The sequence below is a fragment of the Chromobacterium sp. W521 genome, from assembly GCF_052805975.1.
In genome coordinates this window covers 264,765-278,954 of the sequence record NZ_JBRBAF010000002.1, presented here as the reverse complement: position 1 = coordinate 278,954, position 14,190 = coordinate 264,765, and the positions used below count along the sequence as shown (strand labels likewise).

13 protein-coding genes are annotated in these 14,190 nt (G+C 61.7%); 8 read left to right on the top strand and 5 right to left on the bottom strand.

The features are described 5' to 3' along the window. Window positions 1-5: 5 nt before the first annotated feature. Window positions 6-890, bottom strand: coding sequence for a LysR family transcriptional regulator (locus ACUXV1_RS03745; RefSeq protein ID WP_081554539.1), 885 nt, complete (start codon window positions 888-890; stop codon window positions 6-8). Window positions 891-1,007: 117 nt separating this feature from the next. On the opposite strand from ACUXV1_RS03745, the gene ACUXV1_RS03740 reads away from it, so the two are divergent. Beyond that, entirely contained in the window at window positions 1,008-2,033 is a 1,026-nt protein-coding gene (locus ACUXV1_RS03740) for a YeiH family putative sulfate export transporter (RefSeq protein WP_446014609.1), read from the top strand. A 106-nt stretch (window positions 2,034-2,139) separates the two neighbouring features. Here the strand turns inward: ACUXV1_RS03740 and ACUXV1_RS03735 are convergent, their stop codons facing one another. The 3 genes from ACUXV1_RS03735 to ACUXV1_RS03725 form a co-directional block, all read right to left on the bottom strand. Then, window positions 2,140-3,279 carry a hypothetical protein gene (locus tag ACUXV1_RS03735; protein WP_446014610.1) on the bottom strand — a complete coding sequence of 380 codons (1,140 nt, stop codon included), beginning with the start codon at window positions 3,277-3,279 and terminating at the stop codon, window positions 2,140-2,142. Window positions 3,280-3,507: 228 nt separating this feature from the next. Then, a complete protein-coding gene (locus ACUXV1_RS03730) occupies window positions 3,508-3,696 on the bottom strand; it encodes a YbdD/YjiX family protein (protein WP_043589723.1) in 189 nt (62 codons plus the stop codon). Then, entirely contained in the window at window positions 3,696-5,756 is a 2,061-nt protein-coding gene (locus ACUXV1_RS03725) for a carbon starvation CstA family protein (RefSeq protein WP_043635231.1), read from the bottom strand. Before ACUXV1_RS03725 ends, ACUXV1_RS03730 begins: the two co-directional genes overlap by 1 nt. Before the next feature lie 244 nt (window positions 5,757-6,000). Between ACUXV1_RS03725 and ACUXV1_RS03720 the strand changes: the two genes are divergently transcribed. The 4 genes from ACUXV1_RS03720 (at window position 6,001) to ACUXV1_RS03705 (ending at window position 10,287) form a co-directional block, all read left to right on the top strand. After that, complete coding sequence (locus ACUXV1_RS03720) at window positions 6,001-6,720, top strand: response regulator (protein WP_446014611.1); 720 nt, start codon at window positions 6,001-6,003, stop codon at window positions 6,718-6,720. Window positions 6,721-6,723: 3 nt separating this feature from the next. Beyond that, window positions 6,724-8,070 (top strand): ATP-binding protein, encoded by a 1,347-nt coding sequence (locus ACUXV1_RS03715; RefSeq protein WP_043635239.1) that lies wholly within the window; start codon window positions 6,724-6,726, stop codon window positions 8,068-8,070. Window positions 8,071-8,394: 324 nt separating this feature from the next. Beyond that, window positions 8,395-9,216 (top strand): alpha/beta hydrolase, encoded by an 822-nt coding sequence (locus ACUXV1_RS03710; protein ID WP_019100922.1) that lies wholly within the window; start codon window positions 8,395-8,397, stop codon window positions 9,214-9,216. 459 nt (window positions 9,217-9,675) lie between these two features. Further along, window positions 9,676-10,287, top strand: coding sequence for an outer membrane beta-barrel protein (locus ACUXV1_RS03705; RefSeq protein WP_446014613.1), 612 nt, complete (start codon window positions 9,676-9,678; stop codon window positions 10,285-10,287). Between the two features lie 60 nt (window positions 10,288-10,347). Here ACUXV1_RS03705 and ACUXV1_RS03700 read toward each other — a convergent pair whose 3' ends face one another. Further along, entirely contained in the window at window positions 10,348-10,968 is a 621-nt protein-coding gene (locus ACUXV1_RS03700; RefSeq protein ID WP_114154978.1) for a glutathione S-transferase family protein, read from the bottom strand. A 99-nt stretch (window positions 10,969-11,067) separates the two neighbouring features. Between ACUXV1_RS03700 and hemF the strand changes: the two genes are divergently transcribed. From hemF to ACUXV1_RS03685, 3 genes are all read left to right on the top strand, one after another. Further along, window positions 11,068-11,979 (top strand): oxygen-dependent coproporphyrinogen oxidase, encoded by a 912-nt coding sequence (gene hemF, locus ACUXV1_RS03695; protein WP_043635248.1) that lies wholly within the window; start codon window positions 11,068-11,070, stop codon window positions 11,977-11,979. A 127-nt stretch (window positions 11,980-12,106) separates the two neighbouring features. Beyond that, window positions 12,107-13,777, top strand: a complete 1,671-nt coding sequence (locus ACUXV1_RS03690) for a phospholipid carrier-dependent glycosyltransferase (protein WP_446014614.1) — start codon at window positions 12,107-12,109, stop codon at window positions 13,775-13,777. A 28-nt stretch (window positions 13,778-13,805) separates the two neighbouring features. Next, window positions 13,806-14,177 (top strand): SMR family transporter, encoded by a 372-nt coding sequence (locus ACUXV1_RS03685; protein WP_019102862.1) that lies wholly within the window; start codon window positions 13,806-13,808, stop codon window positions 14,175-14,177. Window positions 14,178-14,190: the final 13 nt, after the last annotated feature.

Sequence of the window (14,190 nt, the reverse complement as noted above, 5' to 3'; positions counted from 1 at the left end):
TTCATTCAGGCCAGCAGCGCCGCCATCGTCATGTTCTGGAACGCGGCCATGCCGCGGGTCAGCGTCTTGTCGCGGTGCTGCACTTGGTACAGCGTACGCGTCAGCGCCGGCAAACCGGCTCTCACTTCCACCACCGCGCCGGTCTGCAACAGATCGGCCACCACCCTCCGCGACAGGCAGCTGACGCCGAGGCCGGCCGCCACAGCGTGCTTGATCGCCTCGGAATGGCCCAACTCCATGCTCACGTTGAGCATGGCCAGGTGCGGCAACAGCAAACGGTCCACTTCCTCGCGCGTGCCGGAGCCGGTTTCGCGCAGAATCCATTCGGCCTTAGCCAGGTCCTGGCGCGCCGCTTCGCCTCGCGCCAAGGGATGATCGGCGGCGGAGAACACCACCAGTTCGTCCTGACGCCAGGGCTGAGCAATCAAGTCCGGGTGGTGGCAAGGCCCTTCGATGAAACCGAAATCCACACGCAGCGCCGCTACCGCATCGACGATGTCGCGGGTATTGGCCACGTCCAACTCCAGCCGCGCCAGCGGCCAGGCGGCGCGGAAGGCCGCCAGTTGCTGCGGCAATAAATAGTTGGCCACCGTGCTGCTGGCGCCTATCTTCAAAGACATCGCCCCGGCGTTGAACAGGCTTTGCATGTCTTGGGCCGCATCCAGCATCGCCCGCGCCTTGGGCCACAGTAGCCGGCCGTGCTCGTTCAGGCTCAGCCGCTTGCCGATCCGGTCGAACAGACGCACATCGAGGCCGGTTTCCAGCTTGTCCAACGCCTGGCTGGCCGCGGACTGCGTCAGGGCGACATGGCTAGCCGCCTGGGTGACGGTGCCGTATTCGGCCACCGCGACAAAGACCTCCAGTTCGCGCAGGGTCAGCTTCAAGCCCATACCCCCTCCTTAATATCGATTTTACTACTGATATATATCTATTTTATCCGTTTCTCTACTGAAAACGAGGGGCGTATCGTTAGCTCCATCCGCCATAGACCAAACAGGCATTTACTTATGACAAACCTTCGCCAAATCATGCCGGGCCTGGCGTTGGCCATCGCCGTCGCCGTGGCTTCGCTGTACGCAGCGGATTTGCCTGCGATGAAACACCTGGGCTTCTCCGCGCTCACCATCGCCATTCTGGGCGGCATGCTGATAGGCAACACCGTCTACCGCTACTTTGCCGGCGCCAGCCACCACGGCATCCAGTTCTCCAAGCAAAAGCTGCTGCGACTGGGCATCATCTTTTTCGGCTTCAAACTCACATTTCAGGACATCGCCGCAGTAGGCTTTGCCGGCGTATTGATCGATACCTTGGTGCTATGCACCACCTTTCTGTTGGCTTTCCGCATCGGCCGCAAATACTTGGGCATGGACGAGCAAAGCGTGATCCTGATCGGCGCCGGCAGTTCCATCTGCGGCGCGGCCGCGATTCTGGCCACGGAACCGGTGATCAAGGCTCATGCGGAAAAAGTGGCTGTAGCCGTCGCTACCGTGGTGGTGTTTGGCACCGTGGCGATGTTCCTGTGGCCGATGCTGTATCAATGGACTAGCCATCTGGGCATTTCCGAGTTCAACTACGGCGTGTTCGCGGGCTCCACCATCCATGAAGTGGCGCAAGCCGTTGCCGCCGGCAAATCGGTCAGCGAGGCGGCGATGACCACCGCGGTGATCACCAAGATGATACGCGTAATGATGTTGGCGCCGTTTTTGATCGCCTTGTCCAGCTGGCTGGCCGCCAAGCCGCACGGCAGCCGTCAACAAAAGAGCGGCATTGCCATCCCCTGGTTCGCCGTTGCCTTCCTGGCCGTGGCCGCCTTCAACTCCTTCAACCTGCTGCCTGCCGCGTGGGTCGGCGCCATCGTCTCGCTGGACAACCTGCTGCTGGCCGCCGCGATGGGCGCGCTGGGCATCACCACCCACTTCTCCGCCATCCGCCAGGCCGGCGCCAAACCGATGCTGCTGGCTTCCATCCTGTTTGGCTGGCTGATCGTCGGCGGCGGCCTGATCAACTTCGGCGTCAGCCATCTGCTGCACTAAACACTGTGTAAGCCAAAACAAAACCGCCCGGTTTACGCCGGGCGGTGGCAGTGGGGTTGCATTGCGGACATGCCTAGGCGTCGTCTCTCTTCAGCCGCCTTGAGATTCACTCATTGCCCGATACCTGCTCGCGCGACAAACCCTTCATAACCATCAGCCGGCTTTGCACCAAGGCTGCGGCAAACTGCTTCTTGAAGTTATCAGCCGGGCGCCAGTCTTTCCCGTCCCGAACAAAACCAAACTCCCCTTCCAGCAGCAAGCGGTCCTCCTTGCCGATCGCAACCATGAACGGGTCGCGATATTGCACCATCAGCTTGCAGCTCCAAACGCCGCCCGCACCTTGTACGCAATCGTTCAAAGGCAATACTTCGCCTAGGGCTACTTCCGGCTGGCCAGCCGCTCCTTGCATACGGGCCAATGCGTCGGCCGCCGAACCACCCAGCTTGCTAAAGTCCAGCACCCCTTGTTGCAGCGCCTGCCTCACGCCCTCCCGCCCCAAAGGCTTGCCCAATTCCGCCAGCGCCCCATCAGAATTCAACTGAGCGTAGCGTGTGCGCAGCAAACGCTCGTCGCCCCCCATCACGAAGATATCCTCGCCCTTCCCCTTTACCTCGTACGCAATGGGCGCGCGTTGCTCATTTATAACCAACATGGCCACGCAACCGCGTGCGCGCTCCGTCTTGATGTAGCCCAGCTCCTTGACCTGTTCCAGCTTGAGGCTCCCTAAATTGCCCGCTATCGGCGCGCTCGCACTGGGTTTTCGGGACATCAGGTGCGCCTGCGCCGACCACAAAGACTTATGTATGCTTTTCTTCACCACCGATGCTTCGCATCTCGGCACCAACGGCGGCGTCAGGAAATACCAGCCTGCCGCGCCAAGCAACGCCGCGCCACCCAGCCCCCAAGCCAACTTTCCGCGCCATGAAGTGGTCCGTTGCTGCTGGAGCAGGGCCAACTCCAGTTCCCAATCCTGGTTGTACTCATCCACCGCTTGCCTGCGCACCGCATTGGAAGCAAAACCTTCATCCGCATCCGCCTTGGTTTCGATTTCAATCATTTGCTCCAGGCTCAGCACCTCTTCCTCTTCCAACCAGTCCAAGCCGCCCCCCAAGGTGGAGAAAGGCTCCACGCCCTGCTCGCGCAGCTTTTCGCGCGCCGTCTGGTAAAGCGCCTGGTCAATTACTCCGCCCTCCAGCAGGCGGTCAAGGATCGGGGTTGCAAACGTGGAATCGCTCATATCGTCCATCAACGGCGCGCATTTCGCATACGCATCCGGGCTAGTGGAAAGGCCGTACAGAATAACCCAAGGACAGAAAAACACCTAAAATCCAAACCATTTTGGATGTGAAAATCGAAAAACAATCCCATAGTCATTTACAAATATAAAACGCACGGCGTGCAAACCGCGCAGCCTCTCACGCAATGAAAAACGCCCGGCCAAGCCGGGCGTTCAACTATGCCGAACCATCAGGACTCAGCACGGACACTTCTTCATGCTCTTGCCGCCATAGCGTTCGTCCTGACAGCGGCGAAAAAAGGCCTCCCGGCTCATCACCTCCGCGTTGGGATTGAAACGGCGGCGGCTGGCGACGTAAGCGTCGTAATCCTTGACGCCCACCATCAACCGGGCGGTTTTCGCCCATTGCTGCCATAGCTTGTTCATTACGCGCCCTCCTCACGGAACACCGCCGGCACCTCTTTGGCGGTGGACCACTTCACCGCCAGCGACTTGCGCATCACGTTCAACGCGAACACCAGCATGGCGATCACCACCGCCATGAACAGCGCCGTCAAAGTGGCGTCCACATAGTCATTGAAGATGATCTGATGCATTTGCGCCATATTCTTGGCCGGCGCCAGAAGCTCGCCCTTGGCCGCGGCGGCGGAGAACTTGTCGGCGTGCGCCAGGAAGCTGATTTTGGGGCTGGCGTGGAACAGCTTCTGCCAGCCAGCGGTCAGCGTCACCACCAGCAGCCACAACGTAGGCAGGGCGGTGACCCAGATGTAGCGGGTTTTCTGCATTTTGATCAGCACCGCGGTGGCCAGGATCAGCGCGATGCCGGCCAGCATCTGGTTGGCGATGCCGAACAGCGGCCACAAGGTGTTGATGCCGCCCAACGGATCCACCACGCCCTGATACAGGAAATAGCCCCAGCCGGTCACCGCGAGGCCCGTGGCGATCAAGTTGGCGGTCCAGGATTCGGTGTTGGCCATGGGCTTGACGACCAGGCCCAACAGGTCCTGGATCATGAAGCGCAGCACGCGAGTGCCCGCGTCGATGGTGGTCAGAATGAACAAGGCTTCAAACAGGATGGCGAAGTGATACCAGAAGGCCATCATCGCCGGCCCGCCAATCACATTGGACAGAATGTGCGCCATGCCCACCGCCAAGGTCGGCGCGCCGCCGGCGCGGGACAGAATGGTGCTCTCGCCCACGTCCTTGGCCATCTGGGTCAGCATATCCGGCGTGATGACGAAGCCCCAGCTGGAAATCACCTGGGCGGCTTCCTCCGCGGTCTTGCCTATCACCGCCGCCGGGCTGTTCATCGCGAAGTAGACGCCCGGGTCCAACACGCAGGCGGCAATCAAGGCCATGATGGCGACGAAGCTTTCCATCAACATGGAACCGTAGCCGATCATGCGCGCGTGGGTTTCGTTCTCCAGCATCTTGGGCGTGGTGCCGGAGGCCACCAACGCATGGAAGCCGGACACCGCGCCACAGGCGATGGTAATGAACAGGAAGGGGAACAGATTGCCGGAGAACACCGGACCGCTGCCGTCGATGAACTTGGTCACCGCAGGCATGTGCATATTGGGCGCCACGATCATGATGCCGATGGCCAGGCCGACGATGGTGCCGATTTTCAGGAAGGTGGACAGATAATCTCGCGGCGCCAGCAGCAGCCACACCGGCAGCACAGAGGCGATGAAGCCGTAGCCGATCAGAGTCCAGGCCAACGTGGTGCCGCTCAGGGTAAACAGCGGCGCCAGGGTTTCGTTCTTGGCGATGTCGCCGCCGTAAACGATGGCCAGCATCAGCAGGATAAAGCCGATGACGGAAATCTCGCCGATTTTGCCCGGCCGGATATAGCGGGTGTAGACGCCCATGAACAGGGCGATCGGTATCGTGGCCGCAATGGTGAAGGTGCCCCAGGGGCTGCCGGTCAGCGCCTTGACCACCACCAAAGCCAGCACCGCCAGCAGGATCACCATGATCATCAGAATGCCGATGGAGGCGATAACGCCGGGAATCGCCCCCAATTCGGTGCGGATGATCTCACCCAGCGATTTGCCGTCGCGGCGCACCGACAAGAACAGAATCAGGAAGTCCTGCACCGCGCCGGCCAGCATCACCCCCACCAAAATCCACAGCGTGCCCGGCAGATAGCCCATCTGCGCGGCCAGCACCGGCCCCACCAGCGGCCCCGCGCCGGCGATGGCGGCGAAGTGGTGGCCGAACAGCACCCATTTATTGGTGGGCACGTAATCCAGGCCGTCATTGTATTTTTCCGCCGGGGTCAGCCGGCGGGCGTCCAGTTCCAGCACTTTGTGGGCGATGAAGCGGCCGTAAAAGCGATAGGCGATGGAGTAGACCGACACCGCCGCCACAATCAGCCAAACAGCGTTGACCGGTTCGCCGCGATTGAGGGCCACTACGGCGAAGGCCGCTGCGCCGGCCAGGGCGACGGCCAGCCACACGGCCCATTCTCTTATCTGTTGCATATGGCAAGTTCCTATTCTCTTTATCCCGTTTTAATTCCCCGGTCCCTGGCGACGACAGCGGCCACGGCCGGCTTTTTTTGCCTGACCGATTCTGGATTGATAGTTCCGGAAAATCAAGCACGCCATGTCATTTGTAGAAACTATCGATAATTTATGACGAATAGCAGTCACGATAATGCTAAAGTCGCCGGCGAACCCCGCGTGCTAATATTTTGATTTGAACCACAGAATCCCGTCGAAGGACATGAACAGCGATACCCCCTATATTCTCATTGTCGAAGACGACGTGAGACTAGCCGAATTGATAGGCGCCTATCTGAGCAAGCACGGCTATCGCATCTCCCAGCACGGCCGCGGCGACACCGCGCCGGCCATCATCCTGGAAGAAAAGCCGGACCTGGTGATCCTGGACATCATGCTGCCAGGCAAGGAAGGCTTCGACGTCTGCCGTGAAATCCGTCCGCGCTATAACGGCAGGGTTTTGATGATGACCGCGCGGGACGAGGACGTGGACGAAATCCTGGGCCTGGAACTGGGCGCCGACGATTATCTGGCCAAGCCGGTGGAACCGCGCCGCCTGCTGGCGCGGGTGCGCGCGCTGCTGCGCCGCGGCGGCCCCGGCGCTCAGACCGATGGCGATAACGGCGGCGACGACAGCTTCACCTTCGGCCAGTTCTGCATCAGCCAAGCCACGCGCGAGGCGACGCTGAGCGGGGACTTGATCGACCTGACCACCGCCGAATTCGACCTGCTGTGGCTGCTGTCCTCCCACGCCGGCCAGGTGCTGTCGCGCGACGACATCATGAGCGAGTTGCGCGGGATAGGCTTCGACGGGCTGGACCGCTCGATAGACGCACGCATTTCGCGGCTGCGCCGCAAGCTGGGCGACAATCCGGACGCACCGGCCCGGATCAAGACCGTTCGCGGCAAAGGCTATCTGTTCTCTCGCAGCGACTGGGAATAAGGCATGAGCGCGCGTCGTCTTCGCGGCTGGCTCAAGCCGTCGCTGGGCACCCTGTTTGCCCGCTACTTCTTCGCCACCATGCTGGCTGAGCTGATCATCATCATCGGCTTTGGCTTCATGGTCACCAAGCTGTACGAAAACAGCGACCGCGACAGCAAGCTTCAATTCATGAACGGCACCGTGACCCTGATCCGCCAGCAGCTGGAACAAACGCCACACCAGGATTGGGACCGCAAACTCGCCGATATCGCCCGCGCCTTCAGCTACCCTGTCAAGCTGATCGCCCATCCTCCCGACGATTTCGAACCGGAAGGCCACGCCGCGCTGCTGAGCGGCCGTCCCTATCTAGACTTCGACAACCAATTGCTCTACGTGCCGCTGCCCCATGATCCGCGCCTGCTGCTGCTGGGCCCCTTGGAGGCGCCGCCCAGCAATAGCAGCTGGATCAGCGAGGACATGGAAATCCTGCTGCTGTGGATTTTGCTGACCGGCTCCACGCTGGGCACACTGATCTATTTCAGCCTGCGCCCGCTCTGGAAGGACTTGCTGGAAGTGCGCCTCAAGGCGGAGATTTTCGCCGACGGGGATTTCAGCGCCCGTGCACAACCCTCCAAGAGCCGGCTGCTGGCGCCCTTGTCGCGCGCCTTCAACAGCATGGCGGCACGGCTGGAGCGGCAGATGGAAACGCGCCAGGCGCTGTCGCACGCCATCGCCCACGAAATCCGCACTCCGATCGCGCGGCTGCGCTTCGGCCTGACCATGCTGGAGGAGGAAGAGGACGAAAAGGAGTGGAAGCGCTACCGTGAAGGCATGGAGCGCGATATGCAGGAATTGGAAGAACTGTTCAATACCAGCATGGAGTTCGCCAAGCTCAACCGCAACGAAGTGCCCTTGCACTGGGAAACGGTTGACCTTTACGACTGGTTCGACGATCTGGTCGATCTGGTCACGCCGCTGAAACCGCCCGGCATCAAGCTGGAGCTGGACTGCGCGCTGGGCAATGGTGCCTTCGACCGCAAACTGATGTACGTGGCCAGCCGCAACCTCTTGCTCAACGCCTTCAAATACGCCAACGCTCAAGTACGGCTGACGGTGTGTCACAACGCCGCCGGCCAGTTGCTGATCCATGTAGATGACGACGGCTGCGGCATCCCCGAGGCTGAACGCGACAAGGTATTCGAACCCTTCCTGCGTCTGGACCGCAGCCGCGACCGGGCCACCGGCGGCTACGGTTTGGGCCTGTCCTTCGTCAAACTGATCACTGAACACCACGGCGGCCAAGCCAGCGTGGCCGCCAGCGAACTAGGCGGCGCGCGCTTTACGCTGTGCATCATGCAGCCGCAGCAATAGCACGGTTTACGATCTGCGGCGCGCCATGAGGCATGACAAGGTGGTAGCGCATTCGAAATGCGCGTGTACCGCTGGCACACTCAGCATTCTCAGCTGTTTTCGCCTTGTCTCGCCCTAGCTCGCGAGACTTTGAACAGCCCCTAAACCCTCCCGATAAAGATGCCGGAACGCCGCCTCCAGAGCCGGCAAAAAGTAAAGCCGCAGTTTGTTAAATAATCTGAATTGGGTCACGGTCCGTCACAAAGCGGGGACAGGAAGCCAACAGACCCAGGACCGCAGCCCCTGGATAATGCCAGCATCTCAACTTGGATTCGGGTATTTTCCATGGTTTCTTCACGACCGGCCGCCCTGCTGGTACACGGTCTGGGCGGCAGCGCATACGACCTTGGCGCGCTTGGACGCACGCTGGAGGAGGCTGACATCGTCACGCACACCCCGCTGCTGCCGGGACATGGCGGCGAGCCGGAAGATCTGCTGTCCGTCCGCTGGCAGGACTGGGTGGAAACCATACGCAAGGAATACCTGGAGCTGAAAACGCGCCACAAGGTAGTGCATCTGGCCGGCGTTTGCCTGGGCGGCCTGGTGGCGCTGGAAGTGGCGCGGCTGGAAAACCACAAGGACGGCCTCGCGCTGTACGCGCCGCCGCTGTTCCTCGACGGCTGGAGCCTGCCCAAGCTGACTTGGGCCCGCCACATCGTCTACCGCATTCCCGGCCTCGCCAAGAAAATGCGCGTGCCGGAGGTCGAACCTTTCGGCATCAAGAACGCCCGCATCCGCAAAGCGATCCAGCAGCGCTTCGAACGCGGCGAGCGCTTCCACTACGCCTACATCCCGTTGGCCTGCATCCGCCAAGTGGATGGACTGCGTCGCCAGTTGATGTCGCGGCTGGAGCAGATCACTTGCCCGACGCTGATCGTGCATGCCGACGAGGACGACATCACCAGCCCGCGCTCCGCCCATCACCTGCAACGCCACTTGGGCGGCAAGGTCGATTTCATGCCTTTGTCCAACAGCTACCATATGGTGATGGTGGACAATGAGCGCGGCGAAGTGCTCAAGCGCAGCCTGAAGTTTTTCAACCAGCGCGCTCAAGCGCCGGCCACCGCCGCCGAGCAAAACGGTTGGGCCCTGTTCGCCGCCGCCTGAACGCCGCGCACTCGCAATCAAGGCAAGCTTCCTGCTTGCCTTTTTTCTTGCCCGCGCAATCGCATCGGCTTTATCAGCCTGAATTAAAGTTGCAAGCGATCACAACTGAAAGTTGAATTTAACAGCTGAGCAAACTTCTAAGCCGGCTCGTCACCAACCGTCATCAAGCCAGAACACAGCAACAATGGAAGGCCAGGACCAGCTGAAGCAAACTGTTTGCACGAGCCGGATCGGCCCCCAGCCGGTCTTGCAACGGTTCCGTTCTCTTCCCTTTGTGTGACTTTGCGTGCCCGCCGGCTTCGGCGGGCATCTTTTCTTTCAGGCGCCCGCCCTATTTTGTTACAGATCGTTACACAAGCCCTTCACCCTGCACACAAAGAGCGCTTACAAGCTCAACAGACTGAATTGCTTCTTATTCGCACAATATTGCCGTTATCAACAAAGCAAATAGTCTCAAAAATGAAAAAACTAATCACCACTTCCGTGTTGAGCCTGGCAGCTCTGTCCGCGCATGCAGCCGATCCCGGCTTCTACGTCTTCGGCAACACCGGTTATAACTTCTCCAAGCTGGAGTCCGGCAACCGCAACATCATTCTGAAAGACGCCAAGGCCGCCGGCACTGTATGGGAACTGGGCGCGGGCTACCGTTTCAACCAATACCTGGCAACCGAACTGTCCTACGCCGATTTCGGCAAATCCAAGGCCAACGGCTCCATCGCACCGTCGGTGCCCATGTTCGGAGGCAGCCGCGGCGATGTGTCGGTCGCCACCAAGGCCGAACGCATTGCCGTGTTGGGCATTCTGCCGGTGACCCAGGATTTGGAAGTCTTCGGCAAGGCCAGCCTGAACAATGTCCATACCAAGCTCAAGATCGACCAAGTTGGCAACAAGACTTTCAACGACACCCGCTTAGGTCTTGGTTTCGGCGCGCAGTATCAGCTACACAAAAACCTGTCGCTGCGTGGCGAATACGAATACATCGCCGGCAATGACTTCCAAATGGCGGGCCAGAGCTTGATCAAGACCTCCGGCACCAGCGTGCTGAAGGCCGGCATCAGCTACCACTTCTGATCGCGCGTCTTGCCTACACTCGCCAGCCGCGGCCCCTGCGTTCGCGGCTGGTTTTGCGTTTCAGGCCGCCGGCACCGCCATGCCGCGCCGCACCGCCGGGCGGACGCTCAGCCGCTGGAACCAGTCCCATACCCGGGGAAAAGCCGTCAGATCCACCTGATGCCATTCGTGACGCGCCGCCCATGGATAAAGCGCGATGTCGGCGACGCTATACTCGCCGGCGACGTAATCTCGCCCTTCCAACTGCCGGTCCAGCACCCCGTACAGACGCAAAGCCTCGTCGTGGTATCGCTTCTGCGCGTAAGGCAGACTTTCCGGCGCGTAGCGCAGGAAATGGTGAGCCTGCCCCAGCATCGGCCCAAAGCCGCCCATCTGGAACATCAGCCATTGCAGCGCCTCGTAGCGCGCCGCGCCCGCAGCCGGCAACAAACGGCCATGCTTTTCCGCCAGATATTGCAGAATGGCGCCGGACTCGAACATCGCCAGCGGCCGCCCGTCCGGCCCGTCGCTGTCCACGATGGCCGGGATCTTGTTGTTGGGGCTGATGGCCAGAAAGGATTCGGCAAACTGCTCGCCCTTGCCGATGTCCACCGTGTGCACGGCGTACGGCAACTCCAGCTCTTCCAGCATGATGGAAATCTTGCGCCCATTGGGCGTGCCCCAGGTATACAGATCAATCACGATACGCGTCTCCCGTGTTCAAGGCTCCGGCGGGTCGCGCCTGCGCGCGCCGCCCCGTCTGCTACAATGCAGCCCATTTCAAGCCTTCAGGATACTGCGATGAGCCAGCCGCGCGTCAATGATGTCAAAGCCTTTCTCTTGGATCTGCAAGACCGCATCTGCGCGGCGCTGGAGCAGGCGGACGGCGGCGCTCAATTCGTCGAGGACGCTTGGCAACGGCCGGGCGGCGGCGGCGGACGCAGCCGGGTCTTGGCCAAGGGGGCCTTGTTCGAACAGGCCGGGGTCAATTTCTCCCACGTCTACGGCGACGCGCTGCCCGCCTCCGCCACCGCCCACCGGCCGGAGCTGGCCGGCCGCGGCTTTCAGGCCATGGGCGTGTCGCTGGTGATCCACCCGGAAAACCCGCACATTCCCACCAGCCACGCCAATGTCCGCTTCTTTATTGCGGAAAAGGACGGCGAGGCGCCGGTATGGTGGTTCGGCGGCGGTTTCGATCTGACTCCGTTCTATGCGGTGGAAGCCGACGTGGTGCACTGGCACCGCGTGGCCCGCGATTTATGCCAGCCCTTCGGCGAACAGGTGTACCCGGACTACAAGCGCTGGTGCGACGAGTACTTCTACCTGAAACATCGCCAAGAGGCGCGCGGCGTCGGCGGCCTGTTCTTCGACGACCTGAACGCCTGGGGCTTCGATTCCTGTTTCCGCTTCATGCAGGCGGTGGGCAACGGCTTCATCAACGCTTACTTGCCCATCGTCGAACGCCGCAAGGGCGATAGCTGGGGCCACCGCGAGCGCCAGTTCCAGCTTTATCGCCGCGGCCGCTATGTCGAATTCAACCTGGTCTGGGACCGCGGCACCCTGTTTGGCCTACAGTCCGGAGGCCGCACCGAATCCATCCTGATGTCGATGCCGCCGCTGGCGCGCTGGGAATACGATTACCAGCCGGAGCCGGGCAGCCCGGAAGCGGCGCTGACCGAGCGCTTTCTGGCCCCGCGAGACTGGCTGGCCTGAGAGCCGCGACCGAACCGGATACCGCCGCTTTCTCCTGCCCTCACATGAGTTTAGCCAATCACAAGGACGACGAAATCGGGTATCCTTGCGCAGCTGCCCATAACAATCCCATGACCATCCGTTCCGCATGAATCAACCCCATTTTTCGGCTGGGCTCTCCAGCCGCGCCGCCCGCCCCTGGCAGGAGCCGGCGCTGTGGCTGCTGTTCGCCGTCGTCTGGTTCGGCTCCCTCGGCTACCGCGGGCTGATTCACGCCGACGAAGGCCGCTACGCGACGCTGTCGCTGTTCATGCTGCACAGCGGCGACTGGATCACGCCGCGGCTGAACGGCCTGCTCTACTTCGAAAAACCGGCGCTGCAATACTGGATGGGCGCGCTGAGCTTCGCCGCCTTCGGCGTCAACGAGTTCGCCGCCCGCTTCTGGCCGGGCCTGACCGGCTTTCTGTCCGTGGCGATGTGCGGTTTCACCGCGCGCCGGCTCTGGGGCGTAGACGCCGGGCGCTACGCGGCGCTGACCGCCGGCAGCTGCGCCTGGATTGTCGCCAACAGCCATTTCCTGTCGCTGGACATGGGGGTGAGCTTCTTTCTCACCGTGGCGCTGTGCGGCTTCCTGCTGGCGCAACACGACAGCGCCGACGCGCGCGCGACCCGTCACTGGATGTGGGTCACCTGGGCGGCGATGGCCGCCGCCACGCTGAGCAAGGGCTTGATCGGCCTGTTGATCCCCGGCGCCACGCTGGTGCTGTACAGCCTGCTCAATTGGCAATGGGGCTTCTGGAAACGCATGCACTGGCTGAGCGGCCTGGCCTTGTTCCTGCTGCTGACCGCGCCCTGGTTCATCCTGGTGTCCCAGCGCAACCCGGACTTCGCTCACTTCTTCTTCATCCGCGAGCACCTGGAGCGCTTCCTCACCACCGAACACAAACGCACCGGCGCGCCGTGGTATTTCGTTCCCTATCTGCTGCTGGGCCTGCTGCCCTGGACCAGCCTGCTGCCGGCGCTGTGCCGCGACGGCTGGCGCGAACCGGGAGCGCGGCTGCGCGTCGGCCGCCTGCTGCTGATCTGGTCGGTCTTCATCTTCGCCTTCTTCAGCAAATCCAGTTCCAAGCTGCCGTCCTACATCCTCCCGATGTTCCCGGCGTTGGCCCTGCTGCTGGCGCCCACGCTGCAGCGCATGCCCTCCGCCGCGCTGAAGAAGCACCTGCTGCCGACGCTGCTGCTGTGGCTGGCCGCGCTTGCGCTCTACCCCTTTGTTGATCGTTTCGCGTCCGAGGACATCCCGCTTGATGTGCTGCACGGCTTCGCCCATTTCGTCGCCGCCGCCGCCTTGCTGTTCCTGGTCTGCGCCGCCGTCGCCCGGCGCTTGCTGAGCCGCGAACGCAAGCTGGCCGCTCTGTGCTGGCTGGCTTTCGGCAGCTTGCTGGCCGTCAGCGTCGCCGCCGCCGGCCACGACAGCTATGGCCGGCTGAAGGGCAGCAAGGAAATCGTCCGCCAGATCCAGCCTTATCTCAATGCGGACACGCCGGTGTTCTCGGTCCGTTATTACGACCAGACTTTCCCGTTCTATCTGGGCCGCCCGGTCACCCTGGTGCAGTTTGTCGATGAGTTTGAATTCGGCGAGAGCCAGGAGCCGCAGCGCTGGATGCCGCGACTGGAACAATTCGTCGCCGCCTGGAACGCCGCCCCGCGCGCGCTGGCGATGACCGACCCCGCCACTTATCAGGAACTGCAAGCCCAGGGCCTGCCGATGCGGGTGGTCTACCAAGATCCGCGCCGCCTGGTGGTGGCCAAGCCGTGAAACAGCCAACCTTTGGACCCGCTCTACTATGAAGTTGATCGAATTCGGCCTGATTCTGCTCGGCGTGCTGCTCAACGCCGCCGCCCAGCTATGCTTGAAGGCCGGCGTGCGCCAGATCGGCCACTTTGACTTTTCCGCCTCCAACGTACTGCCGATAGGCTGGTCGCTGGCCACCAATCTGCCCATCGTCGGGGGCCTGTCCTGCTATGTCGTCAGCGTGGTGGTATGGATCATGGCGCTGTCGCGAGTGGAGGTCAGCATCGCTTACCCTATGCTGTCCATCGGCTACGTGGTCAACGCGCTGCTGGCCTATTGGCTGTTCGGCGAAGCGCTGAGCGCTCAGAAACTGATCGGCATCGGCGTCATCATCATCGGCGTGGTGCTGGTCGCCCGCAGCTAAGCAGAAAGGCTCA